The organism is Citrobacter sp. wls826 (assembly GCF_005281245.1).
GTDB classification, from domain to species: domain Bacteria; phylum Pseudomonadota; class Gammaproteobacteria; order Enterobacterales; family Enterobacteriaceae; genus Citrobacter; species Citrobacter braakii.
In genome coordinates this window covers 6,338-27,863 of the sequence record NZ_SZWS01000041.1, presented here as the reverse complement: position 1 = coordinate 27,863, position 21,526 = coordinate 6,338, and the positions used below count along the sequence as shown (strand labels likewise).

The window sequence follows — 21,526 nt, the reverse complement described above, 5'->3', positions numbered from 1 at the left end:
GGGAAGTATGAGCTTCCCGCCTGGCAGATGAGCTGGCATCGGCCTGATTGACGTAGCGCCATCAGGCAATTTGCATCAGTTCTTTTTCACAAACTCAGATTTCAGCTTCATTGGGCCAAAGCCATCGATTTTGCAATCGATGTTGTGGTCGCCTTCAACCAGACGGATGTTCTTCACTTTGGTCCCGATCTTCAACATGGAAGAGCTACCTTTTACCTTCAGGTCTTTCACTACGGTAACGCTGTCGCCGTCAGCCAGCAGGTTGCCGTTGGCATCTTTAACGATCAGTTCGTCGCTGTCCTGAGCCGGTTCAGCATCGTTCCATTCGTGAGCGCATTCCGGGCAGATGAACATGCCGTTATCTTCGTAAGTGTATTCGGAGTTGCATTGTGGGCAGTGTGGTAATGACATGTGGATTTCCTCAAAAGTCAGCAGGGGCAAATGCGCCCAAAAATGGCAGATTGCCGAAAAAGGCCGCAATTATACATAAAATCCCTGCTTTTGTCGGGACTACTGCGTGATTATGCAAAATGATCTGCTGTAAAGACCCTTTGCTTTTACCTCAATGAAAGTATGGCGGAATATTTTTTAAGGGAAATTGCTACGCTTAGGTATTTAAGATAAGGTGAGGCGAAATATCTGATATTCATAGGTAACGTTGCTTACGGATGCCTAAGCCATTGTGATTGAATATCATTGACCCCCTTAATTTTAGTAGGGGGATTACGCGGGTATTTTTTAAAACTGAACTACGCTGTTTATCTTTCTTACTTATTACATAAGTGAGAGGCATCCGGCCAGCGGTTATACGCCAAATTTATTTTAATAATATCAGTTGGTTGTTTTGATTTTAATTATTTCTACACGTAATTATAAAAGCCAAAAAATCTATAAATAAAACGATTGGGCTAAATAAAAGTAATGCCATTTGCGTTAAGGAAGAATTTTCCATGCACACACAGACAATATATGAATTAAGTCAGGAAGCGGAACGCTTGCTGATGCTCTCGCTTGAACATCTCAGGCAATTGCAAAAATTGCCTATGACGTCGTTGGATGATGCGGCGCTAAAACAAGGAGAGCATAGCAGACAGGTGGTTCAGCCTCTGCATTTCAGCGCGCGTGGCATGGATGTCCAGCAGGCAACGCTCAATAATGAACTGCGTAAGATTACGCGTCTGGAAATGGTGCTGGCGATTGTCGGTACCATGAAAGCGGGAAAATCGACGACGATTAACGCGATTGTAGGGACCGAAGTTTTACCTAATCGTAATCGTCCCATGACGGCGCTACCAACGTTAATTCGCCATACGCCGGGGCAGAAAGAGCCGGTGTTGCATTTTTCACATGTCACGCCTATCGATGCCTTAATGAAGGTTTTACAGCAGCGCGTGCGCGAGTGCGATCGCCAGCGTCTTACGCAGACCCTGGAAATTGATAAGGATATGAATGTCCTGCTGCAGCATATTGAAAACGGCGTGGCATTTGAGCGGTATTACCTTGGCGCACAGCCTATTTTCCATTGCCTTAAAAGTCTGAATGACCTGGTGCGTTTGTCAAAAGCACTGGAGGTGGATTTTCCTTTTGCCGCCTATGCCGCGATTGAGCATATTCCGGTAATCGAGGTCGAATTTGTCCATTTGGCCGGTCAGGCGAGCTATCCGGGGCAATTAACCCTGCTGGATACGCCGGGGCCGAATGAGGCCGGGCAACCGCATCTACAAAAGATGCTGAATGAACAGTTGGCGCGGGCTTCTGCGGTACTGGTGGTGATGGATTACACCCAACTGAAATCGATTTCCGATGAAGAAGTGCGCCACGCTGTCATGGCGGTCGGCAAGTCAGTGCCGCTGTATGCGCTGGTGAACAAATTCGATCAGAAAGACCGCAACAGTGACGATGAAGAGCAGGTGCGGGCATTAATTTCCGGCACGCTGATGCAAGGTGGGATTGCCCCGGAGCGAATCTATCCGGTTTCTTCGATGTGGGGGTATCTGGCGAACAGGGCGCGTCATGAGCTGATGGCTCGCGGGCGGCTGCCGGATCACCAGGTGCAACGTTGGGTACAGGATTTTGCCGAAGCGGCGCTTGGCCGACGCTGGTGCACCAACGATCTTGAGGATACGGAGCACATCCGCCATGCAGCCGATCTGTTGTGGGAGGATTCACTGTTTGAGCAGCCGATCCAGAAAGTGATTCATGCCGCTTACGCCAATGCTTCGCTGTATGCGCTACGCTCAGCGTCGCATAAGTTATTGAACTATGCGCAAAGCGCGCACGAATATCTGGAGTTTCGCGCCCATGGGTTAACGGTTGCCTATGAAAAACTGCGGCTGAACATCACGCATATTGAAGAGGATATGCAGCAGTTAGAAGTGAGTCAGGGGCGGGTGAGTGATGAAGTCAGTCATGAGGTCGAGCTGGCGCTGGAGGCTGCCGCGGCCTATCTCAATGAGCAACAGACTGAGATTCTGTGCGGCATCAACACGTTCTTTATCAAAGAAAATGTCCTGATGATGTCACAACATGGCCAGGGGGCTGGCGTTTCCTCGGCAGAAATGGCCGGAGAAATGCTGGTGTTGCACGATGAAGGGCAGGCGAAAATCGTGCTGGATAAAATGCGCTCGTCCTGTGAAGTTGTCTTGCTGGCAGCGCAGGAAAGCATCAGCCGGGATTTAGCTCTGCGCTTTGAACAGCTTGAGTCGACGCTGTCCCGGGCGCTAAATGACGCCATGCGCCCCATTGAGCAGCGGGTGAAAGAGGAGCTGAACCACGCTGGTTTTCGTGCGCGGATCCGTTTTCCGGCGTTTCATGCGGCGATGTTTAACTTCAACACCCGCCAGTTGTTCAACGAGGCCATTGAGCAGGATATTCCGGCGGAAAATGCGCCGTCAACTGGCGGTGTGGTGCGTGATACCTTCTCTCGCTGGTTGAATCAGCCCAACTGGGGATGGAATGAGTACGTCGAAACAAAAACGCGTTATCTCATTGATATGGGTGCACTGCATAAGAACCTTGTGCACTATGTCACCCAGTTTTGCCAACAAATTCGTAAAGCTTTAGCTGCGCAGGTCGATATTTCCGTTACGGCAGGCATGGCCACGTTTTTTGCTGATTTTTCACTGTGTTTGACGCAATTACAGGCGAGCCTGCGTGAGAGTCTGACCCTGCGCCAGCAAAATGAATCTGCGGTGAATTCCTTGAACGAACAACTGCAGCATCGCATTACGACTGCGGCATGGCTTTATGAAGATTCCCGCTTGCTGCGCGACGATATCAATACCCTTTTTGCAACCGAGCACACATGACTAACGTGTTACTGGAAGGCCCCGGGCGGACGCTGGAGTGTGTCTACCCGAAGTTTATGGTCGATCTGGTTCAGGGAGATGAAACCAAACGTTCCGGCGGTTTTCTGCAACAGCAGCAGCGGCTGCGTGCGCGTCTGACGCAGGAGGTGCTATCCCAGACGCAACTGCGAGCATGGGTGTTGGCAGGCGTGTCCAGCGAGCATCTGGTGATGCGTCTAAAACTGGTGGAAAAACTGGCGGGCATGATCGATCCGGGCCATCTGGCGCTGGTACGGATCGCCGAAGGGTTGATGTTTTTACAACAAACCGAACACCCGCGTGGACTCTCCACGCCTGGTCTTCTGCAGCAGATAAATTCACTCGCTGACTGGTTTACCCAGCGCGGCGCTTATAAAGAGAAGGCGGTGACGCAACGCGGCCTGACGGTGCAAGCGGGCGAACATAGCGAGCAAATTTTTACCCGCTGGCGGGCTGGCGCGTATGACGGCTGGTCGTTACCTGGACGCTGTTTTGTGGCGTTAGAGGAGCTGCGCTGGGGAGCCTTTGGTGACGCCTGCCGGTTAGCAAATGCCGATGTGGTGTCAATGCTAAAAGACAACCTGCGAACGATGGCTGCTCAGGCGCTGGCAGACAGCGTGAATGCGGCCCCGGCCACGCGTCATTACTATCATCATTGGCTCAGCACGCCGGTGGTTGGCGGCTCGGGTGAGCACAACGATATGTTGAGCTGGCTCGGAGACTGGTGCGATGCGCAGCGTCATCCGGTGAGCTGGTCGGTGACGCAGCGTTGGCAAAATGTGGCGTTGGGCATGCCGAGATTGTGTTCGGCGAAGCGGCTGGTTGATGCGATGGTTGAGGAGATTTTTGCACCGTCCCCGCTCATCAATTGAGCAGGAACGGTGAGTGGGATAAAGGCAGGTTTAGTGGTGCAGGGAGTCTGCCGGGGTAGCCGCCGTCTCATTGACGACCGGGTTTTTATTAAAACGTTTGGCATACAGCGCGGTGATAATCGGCACCAGAATCGCGGTGACTATCACGCTGGCGGCAACCAGCGCCGTAGCGGATGCGGCAACCGGTTCAAATGCCGGGTTAATCTGGGCGATAATCACCGGGTTTGCCACTGCAGCGCCGGCTGCAGAAGAGGCTGCTACGCCTGCCGTACCGTTCCCGCCACCAATAACGCGGTCAGCAATAATCAGCGGAATACCGGTGATGACGATAACCGCGACGCCCAGCAGGATGCCCAGCAGACCCGTATCAACGATGACGCTCAGGTTAATCGTGTTGCCCAGCGCGAAGCCGAAGAACGGGATCAGCACCGGCGTGGCTTTGCTGAAGAAGGAACGCAGATCGTGATCCAGGTTACCCAACGCAAAACCAATCAGGAACGGTAATACCGCGCCGACAAAATGGTGTGGTTCGAAGGAAGCCAGACCCGCGGAGCCGAGGATCACCATGGTCATTAACGGACCGGATTCCAGAGACATCAACACAAATGCGCCAGACTCTTCTTTGGTTCCGTACTGGTTCATCAGGCTGGCGTACAAACCGCCGTTGGTCATGTCCATCGCTGAAACAATTGCCAGTACCGAAAGACCGGCAAAGAACCCGGTTTGAATACCGGTATCAGGAATAAATGAAGCAGCAATCATTGCCACTACCCATGCCACGGCTATTTTAGTTAATACCAGTGTGCCGGATTTGCGTAATACCGTGCCGGTTGCCCGTAAATCAATAGATGCACCGATACAAAAAAACCACACTGCCAGAATCGGCACCGTTCCGCTGATCATTCCTTTGGTAAACGAACCGAAATACGCGCCGGTATCCGGAGCTAACGTATTTAACACTGCGCCTAATAACAGAGGAATCAACATCATTCCGCCAGGGATGCGTTCAATCGTGGCTTTAATTTTCATAAGCGTCCTCATCTCTTGTCGCAGGTAATACACGCGAAAGAAAATAAAAATTAATAAATTCAAATGGTTACTGGTGTTTCTTAACAAAGAAAACAGCTATCTCTTTGTTTTATAAAATCTAACGCGGCATACGTTGAGCGTGTTGCTGCTCCCAGGGATATTGCGTCTGGAATTAGTTTGCATTCATGGGAACATTGATTCAATCAAAATAAAACGATGTTTTAGTTATCTTCATCACATATTCCGAGCAAAAGTTCCTGAGTGCTCTGATAATTAAAAAAGCTGTGATCTTTTTGTGAAGAGATTAGGTGGGTTTTTGCCTAGCAGAATAATAGTGACTGTTGTGATTGTTGGTGCAACAAAGCGATTTATTCTTGTATTTAATTGCCAGAAAATCGCAAGCATTACATGTTAAAAAGTTGACTAAGAATGACCTGATTTACGCATGTTGACGAAATGGAAATCTATATGTGAAGTTGATCACAAATTTAAACACTGTTAGGGTAAAGAGGTCATTAACCGCCCAATCAGGCGTCAACAGGTTCGGTTGTACTGCTCGTTTCTCGTCAGTGTAAGTAAACCTGCTACGCTTGTTACAGGGAATGCGTCTGTGCATTCCCCGCTCGGTGATGACCTTGACGCAGGGGCGTTGAGGGACTCGATCTGTAGCGTGACAGGGCTAAGTCTATGAGGACGAGTATGCTAAAAAGGAAAAAAATAAAACCAATTACGCTGCGCGACGTTACCATCATTGATGACGGTAAACTGCGAAAAGCCATTACCGCGGCGTCGTTAGGTAATGCGATGGAGTGGTTTGATTTTGGTGTTTATGGGTTTGTTGCTTACGCATTAGGTAAAGTGTTCTTCCCGGGGGCTGACCCCAGCGTACAGATGGTTGCTGCACTTGCCACCTTCTCTGTTCCCTTTCTGATTCGACCGCTTGGCGGATTGTTCTTCGGTATGCTTGGCGATAAATACGGTCGTCAGAAGATCCTCGCTATCACCATTGTGATTATGTCGATAAGTACCTTCTGTATCGGTCTTATTCCCTCGTATGCCTCGATTGGTATCTGGGCGCCGATTCTGCTGTTGCTGTGTAAAATGGCGCAGGGGTTCTCGGTCGGCGGAGAGTATACCGGGGCGTCGATTTTTGTCGCAGAGTACTCGCCAGACCGTAAGCGCGGATTTATGGGCAGCTGGCTGGACTTCGGCTCGATTGCCGGGTTTGTGCTGGGTGCGGGCGTGGTAGTCCTGATCTCAACTATTGTCGGCGAAGAAAACTTCCTTGAGTGGGGCTGGCGTATTCCGTTCTTCCTGGCGCTACCGTTAGGGCTTATTGGTCTGTACCTGCGTCATGCACTGGAAGAGACTCCGGCGTTCCAGCAGCACGTGGATAAACTGGAGCAGGGCGATCGTCAGGGACTGCAGGACGGTCCGAAGGTGTCGTTTAAAGAGATTGCGACCAGGCACTGGCGCAGCCTGCTGGCATGTATTGGTCTGGTGATTGCCACCAACGTCACCTACTACATGCTGCTCACCTATATGCCGAGCTACCTGTCGCATAACCTGCATTACTCTGAAGACCACGGCGTGCTGATTATTATCGCCATCATGATTGGTATGCTGTTTGTGCAGCCGGTGATGGGTCTGCTCAGCGACCGCTTCGGGCGCCGTCCGTTTGTGATTATGGGCAGTATTGCGCTGTTTGTGCTGGCTATTCCGGCATTTATTCTGATTAACAGTAACGTCATCGGCCTGATTTTCGCTGGGTTGCTGATGCTGGCGGTGATCCTCAACTGCTTTACCGGGGTGATGGCGTCAACGTTACCAGCGATGTTCCCGACGCATATTCGCTACAGTGCCCTGGCCGCAGCGTTTAATATCTCGGTATTGGTCGCTGGTCTGACACCGACGTTGGCCGCATGGCTGGTGGAAAGCTCGCAGAATCTGATGATGCCTGCTTATTATCTGATGGTGATTGCGGTGATAGGTTTAATTACCGGCGTGACCATGAAAGAGACGGCTAATCAGCCGCTGAAGGGGGCTACGCCTGCCGCTTCGGATATTCATGAAGCGAAAGAGCTCCTCGGCGAGCACTACGATAATATTGAGCATAAAATCGAAGATATCGATCAGGAAATTGCTGAGCTGCAGCTTAAGCGTACGCGCCTGGTGCAGCAGCATCCGCGGATTGATGAGTAATCATGTGATTTATCATATCCACTTAAGGTTGGCTTAATCTGTGTCAGGCAAACTCTCCTCCAGAGTATCGGAGGAGAGTGTCATGAAAAACCGCATTTATGAAAGTTTGACCACCGTGTGCAGCGTGCTGATCGTCAGCAGCTTTTTGTACGTTTGGGTGAGTTCTTACTGACCTTTCTCTAATTCCACCCAAGCGCGAGTGCCGGTGGTTCCCTGACGATTTTGCAAATAGAAATGCCCGTGATGTAACTGGGTGATACGACTGACAATGCTCAGCCCCAGCCCAATCCCGCCAAAACGGCTGTCCATACGCACAAACGCTTTACTCAGCTCCCCGCATTTACTCTCATCAATGCCAGGGCCTTCATCTTCGACGGCGATAACGGCATCATGCTCTGTATTCAGGCTAATCGTAATATGGGTGCCTTCCGGGCTGTAACGATGCGCGTTCTCCACCAGATTTCGCAGCAGCATTCGTAATAGCGTCGCGTCGCCACGTACGACAACGTCCGCCGTGCTTTGCGGTAGGAGCAGCGTCTGCTGACGCTGGTCCAGCATGGTGCTGAGTTCATCGTAGGAGGGCAAAATCACGTCCTCCAGCAGTTTGACGTGCTGGTAGCTCCCGGCCGAGAACGACTGTCCAACGCGGGCGAGTTGCAGCAGTTGCGACACGCTGTCCATCATTTGGTCAAGGCGGGCAATTAACGGTGAAACGTCGACCTTATGGGTTTTGGACAGTAATTCCAGATGCAGGCGAACGCCTGACAACGGGGTGCGCAGTTCGTGGGCGACATCGGCGGTAAACAAGCGTTCGTTTTCAATGGTGCTCGTCAGCCGCGTCACCAGCTCGTTGAGCGCTGAGACGACCGCCTGGATCTCAACGGTTGAACTGTGAACTTCAATCGGAGCAAGGTTATCGGCTGCCCGCGTTTCTAACTCTTTTTGCAGATCCGCCAGCGGGCGAGTAATACGTCGCACTGCCTGGTAGCAAATCAGCAGCGTCAGGCTGACCATAAAGATACCGGGGACGATCAGGCTGGCGATGGCCTCGCGGATTTCATGCAGGATGTGGCGATCGTTGTTACGATTTTCGCGTAACGCCTGTTCGAATAGCTGTATTTGTTCGGTGCTTTCGTGCCACAACCAGAAGGTGCTAATCAACTGGAAGACCAGCAGAATAAGACCGATGGTCAGCATCAGGCGATGACGCAGCGGGAGCGGTTTTTTTAGATATTGCAGTAGCTTCACTTAGCTTTCCTCAGTGGCAACCAGCATATAGCCAAATCCCCTGACTGTGCGGATACGTGCTTTACCCACTTTGTCCCGCAGGTTGTGAATGTGCACTTCCAGCGTATTGGTCGACGGTTCGTTATCCCAGCTGTAGATGTCGTTATACAGGATCTCCCGGTGTACCGGGCTGCCCGCCTTAAGCATCAGGCGCGACAGGAGTGCGTATTCTTTCGGCGTTAAGATAACTTCTTGTCCATCCATCCACACCTGGCGACGACCGATATTCAGCGTCAGGTTACTGACAATGAGTTCACTTTCACCCTGATTGTTATGACGACGCAGCAGCGCCCGGATGCGGGCATGCAGTTCTTCCAGTGCGAACGGTTTGACCAGATAGTCATCGGCGCCAACGTCTAGCCCGCTGACCCGGTCTTTCACCGTATCGCGGGCGGTGAGGATAAGCACTGGCACGGTGTATTTTTTCTGTCTGATGCGGTTCAGGAAGTGCAGGCCGTCTTCATCCGGTAAGCCCAGGTCCAGAACCACCAGACTGTAATGGCCGGTCTCCAGACACTGCTCCGCGGCACGGGCCGTTGATACGCCGTCGCAGGCATAGCCTTCTGTTTGCGCGGCGAGTATCAGTCCCTGTAATAACAACGTATCGTCTTCAACAATCAGAATTTTCATTCGTTTAGCCTCCCCGGCAGGGTTGCAGAATATCATCTGCCGCCTGATATTTCTGTGTTTGCACGCCTGTTAATCCCAGCAGGGTTGAGAAGAGATTATCCTGTGAGAAGTCCTCTGAGCCTGCCCGTTTTTGCAAACATGTCTGAGAGATTTGATAGCGTTGCTGATAATCTTCTGAGAGCCACAGCAGCATCGGCACATGTTTTTGCGTATCTGGCGCAATCGAATACGGCAGGCCGTGTAAATAGATGCCATTTTCCCCTAAGGATTCACCGTGATCGGAAAGGTAGACCAGGCTGGTGGTGAAATTATCCTGATGCTCTTTCAGTATATTGATTGCTTTATCAACAATATAGTCGACGTAAAGAATGGTGTTGTCATAGGTATTGACCAACTGTTGCTGTGAACAAGTCTGGATTTCGTTGGTGTCACAGGTTGGCGTAAATTTCTTGAACTGCGCAGGATAGCGGTTGTAATAGGTCGGACCGTGGCTGCCGATGGTGTGCAGCACAATCACGCCGTCACCTTGCAGGTTATTAATGTACTCTTCCAGCCCGTGGAACAGCACGTCATCGTAGCATTCCCCGTCAATACACTGCCCTGGCAGGTTCAGCTTAGTCATATTCTGGTGCGGTACCCGGTCGCATGCCCCTTTGCAGCCGCCGTCGTTGTCGTTCCACAGAACGTTAATTCCCGCCCGCTGAATAATGTCGAGCACGCCTTCCTGATGCTGCGCCAGTTCTTCATCGTAGTGCGCGCGTGGCATTCCCGAGAACATGCAGGGGACAGATACTGCCGTTGCCGTTCCGCAGGATGTGGTGCGGGGGAAATAGACCACATCATCTTTTTCCAGCAACGGGTTGGTCTGGCGCGAATAGCCTGACAGCGAGAAGTTATCGCCGCGTGAGGTCTCGCCGAGAACCACAATCGTCAGGTTCTTACGCTTTTCTTTCACCATCAACGGATTGCGATGGGCGTCTTCGCCAATGCGCACCAGCGGCAGGTGGGCCAGCCTCTGGTGTGAATACCAGGAAGAGGTCGCCACAATGCTGTTGGATGGGCTGAGGGATTTCACCAGTTCTTTATTGTTGCGAAACAGTGAGGCGTAATCTTTGTAGAAGAACGCGGCGACCAGCACGATCAGCAGCGCGGAGATCAGAATATTCGCGCCACGGAACAGTACGCTGCGCATGGCCGGGGCGATCGGTTTGATTCTTATCCAGCAGGCAATGAGCGCGGCGAGAATGCCGCTCACTCCGAGCGTGATGAGCATTTGCGGCGTCAGCAAAGCAAAGGTTTCGGCGGGTGTGGTGTCCATCATATTGGCGATCATCGAGCGGTCAATGATGATGCCGTAGGTCATGATGAAATATTGGGCCGATGCGCCCACCAGAATGAAAACACAGGCCACCAGGCGATTAAGCCACAGGAATGAGGCCAGCGTCAGCACAATGTTCATGACGCTGAAAGCGACGACCGGCATCGACAAAAACACCAGCACGTTACGCACGGAATCCAGCGGCAGGGCTTGCAGCACTTGTTTATAGAACGCAATGTTCAGGAAAGTCGCAAGATAAAATGAGATCAGGAGAAGCCAGCTGATTAGCCCAAGAGTGGGTCTTTTAAACAAGTGCTTTAACATTAAGGGGGTTCCATCGACTAAGTGGTACAAATCCTCTCAAAGTAAAATTAAGCTAACCTTAAGTTCTTAATGTTGATTTCAGGAATCGCGGGGGGCGGCGTTGGCCCGATGGCCTTACACCATCGGGCAACGACGACTGTTTGCGTTAGTTATTGTTTACCGGAGCATCCAATGGATATGGGTTTTTATGGATCCGATTGTAGTTCAGTGCATACAGCGCGGTGATGATCATCAGTGTGACGAATGACCACATCACCTCTTTGGCACCGGAACCGACAACCGCCCAAATGCAGTAAACAAAAGCGATAAAGGTCACCAGTAAGTACATCGGACGCGCTTTACCAAAGTGACCATGGCCGAGCAGCAGCAGCGCGGCGCAGGTGTACAGATACGGCACCAGCGTGAAGATAACGGAGACCGAAGAGACCAGACCAAACTCTTTCGCAGCGTTTGGCGACATGCTGCTGAACTGGAAGATGGTCATCAGAACGCCGACGATAATTAACCCGGCTACCGGCGTACCGGCTTTGTTAACGCGGGCAAAAATCGGTGGGAACAGGCCGTCATCGGCTGCCGCTTTGGCGGTTTGCCCGGCAAGCAGCGTCCAGCCGCCCAAGGAACCAAGGCACCCGGCCGCAGCACAGAAGGAGACAATCGCCCCAGCGGTGTCACCCAGCGCCATGCGTGCGGCATCACCGAACGGGGAGGCTGAAACACGCAGCGCCGCGTTAGGGATCATACCCATAATCGCCGTGGTGGAGAGCACATAGCAAACGGCGGCAATCAGCACGCCGCCCATGGTGGCGATAGGCACGTTACGTTTGGGATTTTTAACCACACCTGCCGCGACGGAGGCGCTTTCCACGCCGATAAATGACCACAAGGTTACGTTCAGTGTGCTTTGAATCGCACCGAAGGTGTTCATACCGCTGACGTTCCATGCCGCCATATAGGTTTCACCCCGGAACCAGAACCAGCCGAAGACGGCAATACCGACAATTGGCACCAGCGCCAGTACCGTTGCGACGGCCTGTACACGGGTGATCATTTTCGGTCCGACAATGTTCAGCAATACGAAGATCCACAGTACCACGACGCAGGTCAGCGTCAGGACCAGCGGATCTTTTAAGATGGGGAAGAAGTAGCTCAGGTAACCGACGCCAATAACCACCATGGCGATGTTACCAATCCAGCAAGCCAGCCAGTACAGGACGTTGGTCTGGTAGCCCAAAAAAGGACCGAAACAGCGGCGGGCATAAGCGTAAGAACCACCGGGACTGGAGTCTAAGGACGACATTTTCGCGTACACCATCGACAGCGCCAAAGCACCGATAATAGTGACCAACCATCCGTAGATTGCAATCCCGCCAGTTGACGCAAGGTTTGCGGGTAGCAGGAATACACCGGAACCCATAATATTCCCCGACACCATAAGGGTGACGGGGATTAAGCCCACTTTGTGAGCATCAGCATCCGTCGACATATTTAGTAACTCCTGATAAGGATAAATGACGTCTTATCATACCTCTTCAGAAGACTATTTTATGATGGCGGACTGGGGGTATCGCTAATGCTGATATTATTATGGCTTATCGCTAACTGATTAAAAATCAGGCAGCGGATGGCTCCCTATGTTGACTGACATAATGCAGAGGCGTCATCCCATAGAACTCTTTGAATACGGAAATAAAGTACGAGGTACTGTTATATCCGCACAGTTGAGAGACCTGGGAAATGTTTTTGCCATCCATCAATAATTGATTGACGGCATAACGCATGCGACACGTGGTAATTATTTGGCTGTAACTTGTATTTTCACTTTTGAGCTTTTTCTTTAACAAACTGGGGCTCAGGCATAAGCAACTGGCAACCATGCTTAAATTCCAGTCTTTATGTATATCGCTCTCAATAATGTGATAAACGCTGTCGCTGATACGACTGCGTAGTATATGCATGAGCAGAGAAATAAACTTTTTGCTGCCGAGAAAGCGTGATAACACCGTGAATAGTAGCGAGCGCGTGCGCACACTTTCACCTTCGTCCATTGTGTCCATTACGCTATATTGGGCAGCCACCCGGAAGACATCCGGCGTCAGACAGACGGCGGTCATCACTGGGTTGGCACTGCGTTGCCAGAGTGGGATCTGTGAAAGGTCTTTATTTAAAAAACGTAGATAGTCTTTAATGATATCACGGCTGATATGTACGACCAGTGCGTTATTAAGTGATGAGAAATCGATAATATTATTATCGCATGCTACCAGCGCCATATGATTAGCTTTTAAGCTGATGGCTTCTTTACCGTTAATCCTTAACCAAACATCCTTCTCCGTTAATACAACAACACAAGCTGCTCTGCTGCAAACCCTCATACCCAAACTCCAGGAATATGAACATAAAACACCGTAGCTCACCATCAGATGAACCATATCGGCTAAATTGAAATTGTATGATGAATCCAGGACCGCATTAAAATAACGTGTCTGAAATTAATTACAATGTTTGGTGGGATTTTTCTTATGTACACTTTTTTTTACGCAAGTGGAAACGTGATATTTGCGTATAAAAAAAGCGCGGGGTGGTCCCGCGCAAAAAGGTATGACAATGTTATTGTTTTGCAGCAATACTCAGGAATTACTCAAGCATGACATGTCTACCTTAAAAATCGGACTATCTATAAAATGACATTATGCTTTCACGCACATGACGTGATATACACCGTCAATAATTTCCGTTCCTTCGGTTTCATGTTCAAATCCAGGGAAGTGGTGGTCCCAGGACTGCAACGAACGTAGATAACTAATCTGCGGGCTATTGGCGTCGCCAAAGTTTTCCCCGGACAGCAGCATTGGAATTCCCGGTGGGTAAGGAATTACGGAATTCGCAGCTATACGACCCGGCAGATTTTCAATGGCCACCATCTCAACGTTATCGCTGACTATCGCGTTATAGGCTTCACGCGGGGTGATTTCAGCAACAGGCAGGCCGGAGTAGGCCGCGTTGAGTCGGCTGCCAGGGTTGTTCTCTTTCAGCCAGGCAAACATGGTGTCGCCCAGATCGTGAATGCCCATGTTGGCGTAAGTGTCAGGATGTTCCTCAACCAGTTCTGGCATCACCTGCGCCAGCGGTGTATTGGCATCGTAATGGTGTTTGAATGAGCACAGGGTATTGATCAGCGTGCCCCATTTCCCACGGGTAATCCCCATTGAGAACAGGAACATAATCTGGAAATCGGTGGTACGGGTCGGCACGATACCGTGGCGGCCAAGCCAGGCGGTGACCAGCGCTGCCGGTACGCCGCTCTCTTCCAGTTCGCCATCATCGCCCATCCCCGGCGCCAGAATACTGACTTTGATTGGGTCCAGCATGCTCCAGTTATCCGGCAGGTCTTTAAACCCGTGCCAGGATTCACCCGGACGCATCACCCAGCAGTTCTGGTCAGTGGTCAGGAGTTGGGTTGGCGCATCGGCAAAGTCATAGGTTTTGCCGGTTTGCGGGTCAGTTACCACTTCTTTGTTCCACGGTTTGAAGAACCAGTCGCCTTCGGCGGAAAATTCTTTGTACAAACGCGCCATGGCCTGACGGAAATCGACCGCTTCGTCGATCACTTCCTGAGTGAGCGACAGACCGCTGTTGCCGTCCATCATGGAGACCGCCACGTCGTTTGATGCGCAGATGGCATACAGCGGGGAGGTGGTGGCGTGCATCATGTACGCCTGGTTAAAGCGGGAGAAGTTCACGGCCCCACGACCTTCACGGACGTGAATGTAAGACGCCTGAGAGAGCGCGTTCAGCAGTTTGTGGGTCGAGTGGGTCGCAAAAACGGTAGGACCGTTATGATCGCCCGGCGCGCCACGCATAGCGTAGTGATCGGCATAAATTGGGTTAAAGCGGGCATAGCCGTACCAGGCCTCATCGAAGTGGATGCGATCGCTGGTTTGCGCGAGCAGGTCCTGGGCCTCTTTGGCGTTGTAGCAAACACCGTCATAAGTACAGTTGGTCACAACGCTGTAAGACGGTTTTTGCCCGGCCTTGCCCTTGGTCAGCGGGCTTTCGCTGATTTTTTTCTGCAATGTTTCAGGTTGCATTTCTTGCGGGTAGATAGGGCCGATAATGCCGTACCGGTTGCGACTTGGCACCATGTACACCGGTTTTGCGCCGGTGAGGATCAACCCCTGCTCGATAGATTTGTGGCAGTTACGATCCAGCACCACGACGTCGTTGTCGGTCATACAAGCCTGCATGATGGTGCGGTTAGAGCCGGAAGTCCCGACCACTACGGACCAGGAGCGGTCAGCGCCAAACACGCGGGCGGCATATTTTTCGCTCTCGCCAAATGCGCCGGTATGATCCAGCAGTGAGCCGAGCGATGCGCGTTCAATACCCATGTCGCTACGGAATAAGTTTTCACCGTAGTAATCATGGTAAAAACGACCCGCCGGCGTTTTGGTAAATCCGACACCGCCCTGGTGACCAGGCGCCGCCCAGGAGTATTCATGGATGTCGCCGTACTTCATCAGCGCGCTGAACAGTGGCGGCAGAAGCTGCTGGCGGTAACGGGTCATCGCCGCAACGGCACGTCCGGCAATAAAGTCTGCGGTATCTTCCATAATCCAGGCGAATTCATCGACAAGCTCCAGCAGGTCGCGATCCAGCGATGCGGTGGCTTTTTCGCGATCGCCCAGCAGGAAAACGGGAACGTTTTGCTGGCGCTCGTGGAGCTTGCCGATCAATTGCCTGACGTTCAGGTGCTCGTCTTGTTGTTCCATTTGATAGCTGAACATCAGGCAATCAATGGCTTCATTAGCGGCGAGGATTGCGTAACCATCGTCGAATGAGGTGGACTTAATGACGGTAACATTTTGGCGGCTTAATGCATCAGCCAGACGTTCGACAGCGCTACCGACCCAGGTGTCCTGATGCAGAAACTCACTTTCAACAATTAATACTTTCATCATCTTTTACCCGGTTGTGGAAAGGTTGCAATTTATGGATTGCAGACACACCGTATGAATGTGACGCAGGCAAGTATTATCCTGACAAAATGGGCTGTAAAGCGGGTGATAAATAGTCTGATTTGTGTTTAATTTGTTTTTAAACAAATAGTTATGTTTGCTTATTGGCGATTTTTCACCGCTGTTTATCGACAGGGGGAATATTTTTTTGGCTGATACTGATATCGGCGAACGATAGGGATCGTAGGCTGGAGTAACGCCGGTGGTTTCTGGCTGCTCAGCCAGCCATTGTTTGCCGGCGCTGCTGGCTCAGTTTGCGGTACTGCTGCGGCGACATGCCGACAAACTTGCTGAAGGTGTCATAAAAACGGCTGCTGGATCGGAATCCGGCGGTCAACGCGACGTCAAGAATGGTTTTATCGGTATCGCTAAGCAATGCGCGGACGTGATTGATCCGCATTGCGGTGATGTACTGCTTCATGGTGAGTTGCATCACGCGCTGGAAAATCCCCATCGCGTAGTTAGCGTTGAGCTTCACGTGTTCCGCGACGTCGTTGATAGTGAGCACCTGATCGTAGTTATCGGCAATAAAACTCAGCATCTGGCTTACGTAAAACTGGGCGTGCCGCGAAACGCTGTTTTTGTGCGTCCGCGAAGTTTTATTGACCAGGATTGGCTGCCAGCCGGAAAGGCTAAACCGCTTGAGCATCAGACCAATTTCATCAATGGCGAGCTGGCGAATTTGCTCGTTCGGGTTGCTCAGCTCCTGTTGCCAGCGCTGAACTTCAAAGGTACTTAGCTGCTGCGATGCCAGCGATTTGATGACCATGCCATGGGTAACGTGGTTGATCAGTTCGCGATCCAGCGGCCAGGAAAGGAAAAGGTGCATCGGTAAATTGAAGATAGCCATGCTTTGGCAACGGCCCGGACGCGTGAGCTGATGCGGCGTACAGGCCCAGAAAAGCGTAATGTGTCCCTGTTTTATCTGCACCACTTCGTTGTTGATGAGGTACTCAACGTCGCCATCAAACGGCACATTAATCTCCACCTGCCCATGCCAGTGGCTGGCAGGCATAGCATGCGGTGAGCGCAGCTCAATATCCATCCGTTGATATTCTGAGTACAGCGACAATGGGCTGCGGGTTTGCTCTTCATCGCTGCTGCACATGTGCGGATCGGGGGGAAGAGGCGATGTCGGTAATGTACTCATGGTTGCTCCATTTCCTGAATTATCAGAATCATGTCATTTGCTGCGCATTAAGGCTGAGAATCAGGACACAAATCGGACCGATATCATTGAGCATAGTGAGATTTTGGGGCCGCATACTCTGCTTTTTGTGCAATTTTGTCCCATAAACTCAGATCCAGTATGGGGCAAAGAGGCGATCTGAGTTTATGGGAATGCTCGCCAGGGAAGTCGGAAGTTTTCATCTATGCGCTGTGCCACCATGACTGTGTTCACTAATGTTCTGGAGAGTCATGATGTCTGCACCCAAAATTACCTTTATCGGCGCCGGTTCCACGATTTTCGTCAAAAATATCCTCGGGGACGTCTTTCATCGTGATGCGCTGAAATCTGCGCATATCGCCTTGATGGACGTCAATCCTACTCGGCTGGAAGAGTCACACATTGTGGTGCGTAAGTTGATGGACTCAGCGGGCGCGTCCGGGCGTATCACCTGCTATACCGATCAAAAAGCGGCATTACAGGATGCTGATTTTGTGGTGGTCGCTTTCCAGATTGGTGGTTATGAACCCTGTACCGTCACCGATTTTGCGGTGTGTAAACGTCATGGTCTGGAGCAGACGATTGCCGATACGCTGGGGCCAGGCGGCATTATGCGCGCGCTGCGCACTATCCCGCATTTATGGCAGATTTGTGAGGATATGACCGAAGTCTGCCCGCAGGCCACCATGCTTAACTACGTTAACCCGATGGCGATGAACACCTGGGCAATGTATGCGCGCTATCCGCATATTAAGCAGGTTGGATTGTGTCACTCGGTGCAAGGGACTGCGGAGGAGCTGGCCCGCGATTTGAATATCGACCCGGCCTCTTTGCGCTATCGCTGCGCCGGGATCAACCATATGGCGTTTTATCTGGAACTTGAGCGTAAAACGGCTGACGGTGCTTATGTAAATCTCTATCCGGAGCTGCTGGCGGCCTATGAATCTGGTCAGGCGCCGAAACCGAATCTTCACGGTAATACCCGTTGTCAGAACATTGTGCGCTATGAAATGTTCAAAAAGCTGGGCTATTTCGTCACTGAGTCGTCGGAGCATTTCGCGGAATATACGCCGTGGTTTATCAAACCAGGGCGTGAGGATCTGATTGAGCGCTATAAGGTTCCACTGGATGAGTATCCAAAACGCTGTGTGGAACAGCTGGCGAACTGGAACAAAGAGCTGGAAGAGTACAAAACGGCGGCGCGGATCGAGATTAAACCGTCACGTGAATATGCCAGCACTATCATGAACGCTATCTGGACCGGTGAACCGAGCGTAGTGTATGGCAACGTTCGCAATGACCATCTGATCGATAACCTGCCGCAAGGCTGTTGCGTGGAGGTGGCTTGCCTGGTCGATGCGAATGGTATCCAGCCAACGAAGGTGGGTACTCTCCCGTCACATTTGGCGGCCATGATGCAAACCAATATCAATGTTCAGACCCTGCTAACGGAAGCCATTCTGACGGAAAATCGCGATCGCGTTTATCACGCGGTGATGATGGATCCGCATACCGCCGCGGTATTGGGGATTGAGGAGATTTATGCGCTGGTGGACGACCTGATCGCGTCTCATGGCGACTGGCTGCCGGCCTGGTTACACCGTTAACACACCATTACGCCGGGCAGAGCATCCGGCGTTTAACCTCTGACGTTTCCTCTAACAGAAGGCGGGCGCTGGTAACGGCGACCCGATACCCTATGAGCATCTCTCTGAAAACAAAACTCAGTTACGGATTTGGAGCGTTTGGTAAGGATTTCGCCATCGGTATTGTGTACATGTACCTGATGTATTACTACACCGACGTGGTGGGATTATCGGTGGGGCTGGTCGGAACGTTGTTCCTGGCGGCAAGGGTCTGGGATGCGGTAAACGATCCCATCATGGGCTGGATTGTGAACGCCACCCGGTCGCGGTGGGGAAAATTTAAACCCTGGATCTTACTTGGTACGCTGGCGAACTCATTGGTGCTTTTTTTGCTTTTTAGCGCACATTTGTTTGAGGGTACTGCGCAAGTCGTATTTGTCTGCGTGACGTATATATTATGGGGAATGACCTACACCATTATGGATATTCCATTCTGGTCGCTGGTACCAACTATTACGCTGGATAAACGCGAGCGTGAACAACTGGTGCCGTTCCCTCGTTTCTTCGCAAGCCTTGCTGGGTTTGTCACCGCGGGGGTAACGCTACCCTTTGTGAGCTATGTTGGCGGGGCCGATCGCGGCTTTGGTTTCCAGATGTTTACGCTGGTGCTGATTGCATTCTTTATCGTTTCTACCGTTGTTACGCTGCGTAATGTGCATGAGGTTTATTCGTCAGATAGTGAGGCAACGGCGGACAGCAGTCGTCTTGGGCTGAAAGCGATCGTTGGGCTCATCTATAAAAACGACCAGTTATCCTGCCTGCTAGGCATGGCGCTGGCTTACAATATTGCCGCCAATATCATTGCAGGCTTTGCCATTTACTATTTTACTTATGTGATTGGCGATGCAAGCCTCTTCCCGTACTACATGTCTTACGCAGGAGCGGCAAACCTGCTGACGCTGATTTTCTTTCCTCGATTGGTAAAAGCGTTGTCACGACGGATCCTGTGGGCTGGGGCATCCGTGCTGCCGGTGCTCAGCTGTATCGTTTTGCTGGTGATGGCGTTAGCCGGTTTCCATAATATCTTACTCATTGTTATTGCTGGTATTTTACTGAATATTGGTTCAGCGCTTTTCTGGGTGTTGCAGGTCATTATGGTGGCGGATACCGTTGATTACGGCGAATACAAACTGAATGTACGTTGTGAAAGTATCGCTTATTCAGTGCAGACGATGGTGGTAAAAGGAGGGTCAGCGTTTGCCGCTTTCTTTATCGCAGTGATACTTGGGGTGATTAATTACGCGCCGAATGTCGCGCAGTCTGCAGAAACCATTGTTGGTATGCAATTCATTATGATCGCGCTACCAGCACTCTTTTTTGTGGTGACCTTAGTCCTTTACTTCCGCTTTTACCGACTGAACGGCGACACGCTGCGCAGGGTCCAGATTCATTTGTTGGATAAGTACCGTAAGGTGCCGCAGCACCATGAGCAACCGGATATCCCTGCTATTGCGATAGTCACCCCAGGTGATGTGAAGGCGTAGCTATGGAATGGCATTCGTGGATTGGGTATTTGGCGGCTAGCCTGACGACGCTCTCATTCTTACCGCAAGCGATTAAGGTCATTACCACCCGCAACACGCAGGGTATCTCCGGTTTAATGTATGTAATGTTTGTGTGTGGGCTGGTGTTGTGGCTGATTTATGGATTATTGATTGAAGATACTGCCGTCAGCATGGCGAACTTTCTGACACTCCTGTTCGCCTTGCCGATTCTGGTTATCAAGTCTCGCAATGGGTAGGGCTGATTGCCGGATAAGCGTCAGCGCTATCCGGCAGTTTTTAACTGTCTGTTGTGCCAGCCCGCCAACACGAGCACCGTGGTTAGCGCACCGAGCAGGGCGCAGAACATATCCGACTGGGTATCCCACGGGTCGCCCTGCGTCCCGAGAAAATCATCCGCTCCCTGACCCATCGCCAGCGCCGCCCACCATTCGATCAGCTCATACATCGCGCTAATCGCCAGCGCCACGCAGCAGACCAAAAATGCCAGCATTTTGCGGCCACGAACTATATTACCGCGCACTAAAATCTCTCTTGCCGTCAGGGCGGGCACCAGACCCTGGAAGAAGTGACCCAGCTTGTCATAGGGGTTACGACTGAGATCCAGCCACTCCTGAACCTGAAAACCGACAGGGACTTTAGCGTAGGTATACATACCGCCGACCATCAGAATGATGGCGTGCAAGAAAATGAGCGTGTAGAGCAATGGCGTCAGCGGGTAGCGCTTCACGGTCGCCAGCAACAGTGGGACGACAATAATGACCGGCGTAACTTCCATCAGCCAGGTGATTTTCTCTGTGGCTGAGATACCGGTGTAGATAAGTATTAGCGCCAGGAGCAGCGCGCCAGAGTGCAAGATTGTGGAGTTCAGTGTGCGGAGCATGGCGAATTCACAAGTAATGGAAAAGGTTACTATTCCCTGTGAGCGGCAAAAATTCAACGCCAGTAAATGGGGGGATAAAGTTGGCCCGGGGGGATCACTGGACTGACGCCAAAAATCTGTTGTCAGTCCAGTGCCGGGCCGAATGGGTTACTTCGCGCAGTTAGCGCATTGTTTGCTGACGATTTGCTGGAAGAAATCGTTGCCTTTGTCATCGACCAGAATGAAAGCCGGGAAATCTTCGACTTCGATTTTCCAGATAGCTTCCATACCCAGCTCAGGGTATTCCACGCATTCCAGATGTTTAATACTCTGCTGCGCAAGTAC

Annotated in this window: 18 protein-coding genes; 7 read left to right on the top strand and 11 right to left on the bottom strand. The window is 51.4% G+C overall.

Annotated features, from left to right (window positions below; translation table 11 throughout):
- Positions 1–75: 75 nt before the first annotated feature.
- A complete protein-coding gene (locus tag FDW87_RS09095) occupies positions 76–411 on the bottom strand; it encodes a zinc ribbon domain-containing protein YjdM (protein WP_003031835.1) in 336 nt (111 codons plus the stop codon).
- Between the two features lie 539 nt (positions 412–950).
- Here FDW87_RS09095 and crfC point away from each other — a divergent pair.
- Positions 951–3,308 carry a clamp-binding protein CrfC gene (gene crfC, locus FDW87_RS09090; RefSeq protein ID WP_137379673.1) on the top strand — a complete coding sequence of 786 codons (2,358 nt, stop codon included), beginning with the start codon at positions 951–953 and terminating at the stop codon, positions 3,306–3,308.
- The gene (locus FDW87_RS09085; protein ID WP_016155403.1) at positions 3,305–4,198 is read left to right on the top strand and encodes a diguanylate cyclase regulator RdcB family protein; all 894 of its coding nucleotides are present in this window, start codon (positions 3,305–3,307) and stop codon (positions 4,196–4,198) included. The genes crfC and FDW87_RS09085 overlap by 4 nt, the downstream gene beginning before the upstream one ends.
- 30 nt (positions 4,199–4,228) lie before the next feature.
- Here the strand turns inward: FDW87_RS09085 and kdgT are convergent, their stop codons facing one another.
- Positions 4,229–5,227, bottom strand: coding sequence for a 2-keto-3-deoxygluconate transporter (gene kdgT / locus FDW87_RS09080; protein WP_016155482.1), 999 nt, complete (start codon positions 5,225–5,227; stop codon positions 4,229–4,231).
- Between the two features lie 699 nt (positions 5,228–5,926).
- On the opposite strand from kdgT, the gene proP reads away from it, so the two are divergent.
- Both proP and pmrR read left to right on the top strand, forming a co-directional pair.
- Entirely contained in the window at positions 5,927–7,429 is a 1,503-nt protein-coding gene (proP, locus tag FDW87_RS09075) for a glycine betaine/L-proline transporter ProP (protein ID WP_016155405.1), read from the top strand.
- 82 nt (positions 7,430–7,511) lie between these two features.
- Positions 7,512–7,601: an LpxT activity modulator PmrR gene (pmrR, locus tag FDW87_RS09070; RefSeq protein WP_016155406.1), complete on the top strand. Its 90-nt coding sequence runs from the start codon at positions 7,512–7,514 to the stop codon at positions 7,599–7,601.
- Here the strand turns inward: pmrR and pmrB are convergent.
- The 7 genes from pmrB to melR form a co-directional block, all read right to left on the bottom strand.
- The gene (gene pmrB / locus FDW87_RS09065) at positions 7,595–8,677 is read right to left on the bottom strand and encodes a two-component system sensor histidine kinase PmrB (RefSeq protein ID WP_016155484.1); all 1,083 of its coding nucleotides are present in this window, start codon (positions 8,675–8,677) and stop codon (positions 7,595–7,597) included. The two genes, pmrR and pmrB, sit on opposite strands and share 7 nt — an antisense overlap.
- Positions 8,678–9,346, bottom strand: a complete 669-nt coding sequence (gene pmrA / locus FDW87_RS09060) for a two-component system response regulator PmrA (RefSeq protein WP_047499584.1) — start codon at positions 9,344–9,346, stop codon at positions 8,678–8,680.
- Between the two features lie 4 nt (positions 9,347–9,350).
- Positions 9,351–10,988 carry a phosphoethanolamine transferase EptA gene (eptA, locus tag FDW87_RS09055; protein ID WP_047416013.1) on the bottom strand — a complete coding sequence of 546 codons (1,638 nt, stop codon included), beginning with the start codon at positions 10,986–10,988 and terminating at the stop codon, positions 9,351–9,353.
- Positions 10,989–11,133: 145 nt separating this feature from the next.
- Complete coding sequence (gene adiC, locus FDW87_RS09050; RefSeq protein ID WP_016155410.1) at positions 11,134–12,471, bottom strand: arginine/agmatine antiporter; 1,338 nt, start codon at positions 12,469–12,471, stop codon at positions 11,134–11,136.
- Positions 12,472–12,598: 127 nt separating this feature from the next.
- On the bottom strand, positions 12,599–13,360 hold the full coding sequence (locus FDW87_RS09045) for an AraC family transcriptional regulator (RefSeq protein WP_016155411.1): 762 nt from the start codon (positions 13,358–13,360) through the stop codon (positions 12,599–12,601).
- A 315-nt stretch (positions 13,361–13,675) separates the two neighbouring features.
- Entirely contained in the window at positions 13,676–15,943 is a 2,268-nt protein-coding gene (gene adiA / locus FDW87_RS09040; RefSeq protein ID WP_016155412.1) for an arginine decarboxylase, read from the bottom strand.
- A gap of 277 nt (positions 15,944–16,220) precedes the next feature.
- Positions 16,221–17,153, bottom strand: coding sequence for a transcriptional regulator MelR (gene melR / locus FDW87_RS09035; RefSeq protein ID WP_047499581.1), 933 nt, complete (start codon positions 17,151–17,153; stop codon positions 16,221–16,223).
- A gap of 269 nt (positions 17,154–17,422) precedes the next feature.
- Here melR and melA point away from each other — a divergent pair, with 269 nt between their 5' ends.
- The 3 genes from melA (at position 17,423) to FDW87_RS09020 (ending at position 20,558) form a co-directional block, all read left to right on the top strand.
- Positions 17,423–18,778: an alpha-galactosidase gene (gene melA, locus FDW87_RS09030; RefSeq protein ID WP_103284307.1), complete on the top strand. Its 1,356-nt coding sequence runs from the start codon at positions 17,423–17,425 to the stop codon at positions 18,776–18,778.
- Between the two features lie 92 nt (positions 18,779–18,870).
- Complete coding sequence (gene melB, locus FDW87_RS09025) at positions 18,871–20,301, top strand: melibiose:sodium transporter MelB (RefSeq protein WP_053389820.1); 1,431 nt, start codon at positions 18,871–18,873, stop codon at positions 20,299–20,301.
- Positions 20,302–20,303: 2 nt separating this feature from the next.
- Positions 20,304–20,558, top strand: a complete 255-nt coding sequence (locus FDW87_RS09020) for a SemiSWEET transporter (protein ID WP_016155416.1) — start codon at positions 20,304–20,306, stop codon at positions 20,556–20,558.
- A gap of 26 nt (positions 20,559–20,584) precedes the next feature.
- Here FDW87_RS09020 and FDW87_RS09015 read toward each other — a convergent pair whose 3' ends face one another.
- Complete coding sequence (locus FDW87_RS09015; RefSeq protein WP_019077832.1) at positions 20,585–21,202, bottom strand: DUF2238 domain-containing protein; 618 nt, start codon at positions 21,200–21,202, stop codon at positions 20,585–20,587.
- Positions 21,203–21,349: 147 nt separating this feature from the next.
- The coding region (locus FDW87_RS22160; RefSeq protein ID WP_252363092.1) for a fumarate hydratase C-terminal domain-containing protein at positions 21,350–21,526 on the bottom strand (177 nt) is incomplete at its 5' end.

What these genes read in the sequence shown, in the direction of transcription:
- FDW87_RS09095 (WP_003031835.1), bottom strand. Translation starts at nt 411, where the DNA reads ATGTCATTACCACACTGCCCACAATGCAACTCCGAATACACTTACGAA.
- crfC (WP_137379673.1), top strand. Translation starts at nt 951, where the DNA reads ATGCACACACAGACAATATATGAATTAAGTCAGGAAGCGGAACGCTTG.
- FDW87_RS09085 (WP_016155403.1), top strand. Translation starts at nt 3,305, where the DNA reads ATGACTAACGTGTTACTGGAAGGCCCCGGGCGGACGCTGGAGTGTGTC.
- kdgT (WP_016155482.1), bottom strand. Translation starts at nt 5,227, where the DNA reads ATGAAAATTAAAGCCACGATTGAACGCATCCCTGGCGGAATGATGTTG.
- proP (WP_016155405.1), top strand. Translation starts at nt 5,927, where the DNA reads ATGCTAAAAAGGAAAAAAATAAAACCAATTACGCTGCGCGACGTTACC.
- pmrR (WP_016155406.1), top strand. Translation starts at nt 7,512, where the DNA reads ATGAAAAACCGCATTTATGAAAGTTTGACCACCGTGTGCAGCGTGCTG.
- pmrA (WP_047499584.1), bottom strand. Translation starts at nt 9,346, where the DNA reads ATGAAAATTCTGATTGTTGAAGACGATACGTTGTTATTACAGGGACTG.
- eptA (WP_047416013.1), bottom strand. Translation starts at nt 10,988, where the DNA reads ATGTTAAAGCACTTGTTTAAAAGACCCACTCTTGGGCTAATCAGCTGG.
- adiC (WP_016155410.1), bottom strand. Translation starts at nt 12,471, where the DNA reads ATGTCGACGGATGCTGATGCTCACAAAGTGGGCTTAATCCCCGTCACC.
- FDW87_RS09045 (WP_016155411.1), bottom strand. Translation starts at nt 13,360, where the DNA reads ATGAGGGTTTGCAGCAGAGCAGCTTGTGTTGTTGTATTAACGGAGAAG.
- adiA (WP_016155412.1), bottom strand. Translation starts at nt 15,943, where the DNA reads ATGAAAGTATTAATTGTTGAAAGTGAGTTTCTGCATCAGGACACCTGG.
- melR (WP_047499581.1), bottom strand. Translation starts at nt 17,153, where the DNA reads ATGAGTACATTACCGACATCGCCTCTTCCCCCCGATCCGCACATGTGC.
- melA (WP_103284307.1), top strand. Translation starts at nt 17,423, where the DNA reads ATGATGTCTGCACCCAAAATTACCTTTATCGGCGCCGGTTCCACGATT.
- melB (WP_053389820.1), top strand. Translation starts at nt 18,871, where the DNA reads ATGAGCATCTCTCTGAAAACAAAACTCAGTTACGGATTTGGAGCGTTT.
- FDW87_RS09020 (WP_016155416.1), top strand. Translation starts at nt 20,304, where the DNA reads ATGGAATGGCATTCGTGGATTGGGTATTTGGCGGCTAGCCTGACGACG.
- FDW87_RS09015 (WP_019077832.1), bottom strand. Translation starts at nt 21,202, where the DNA reads ATGCTCCGCACACTGAACTCCACAATCTTGCACTCTGGCGCGCTGCTC.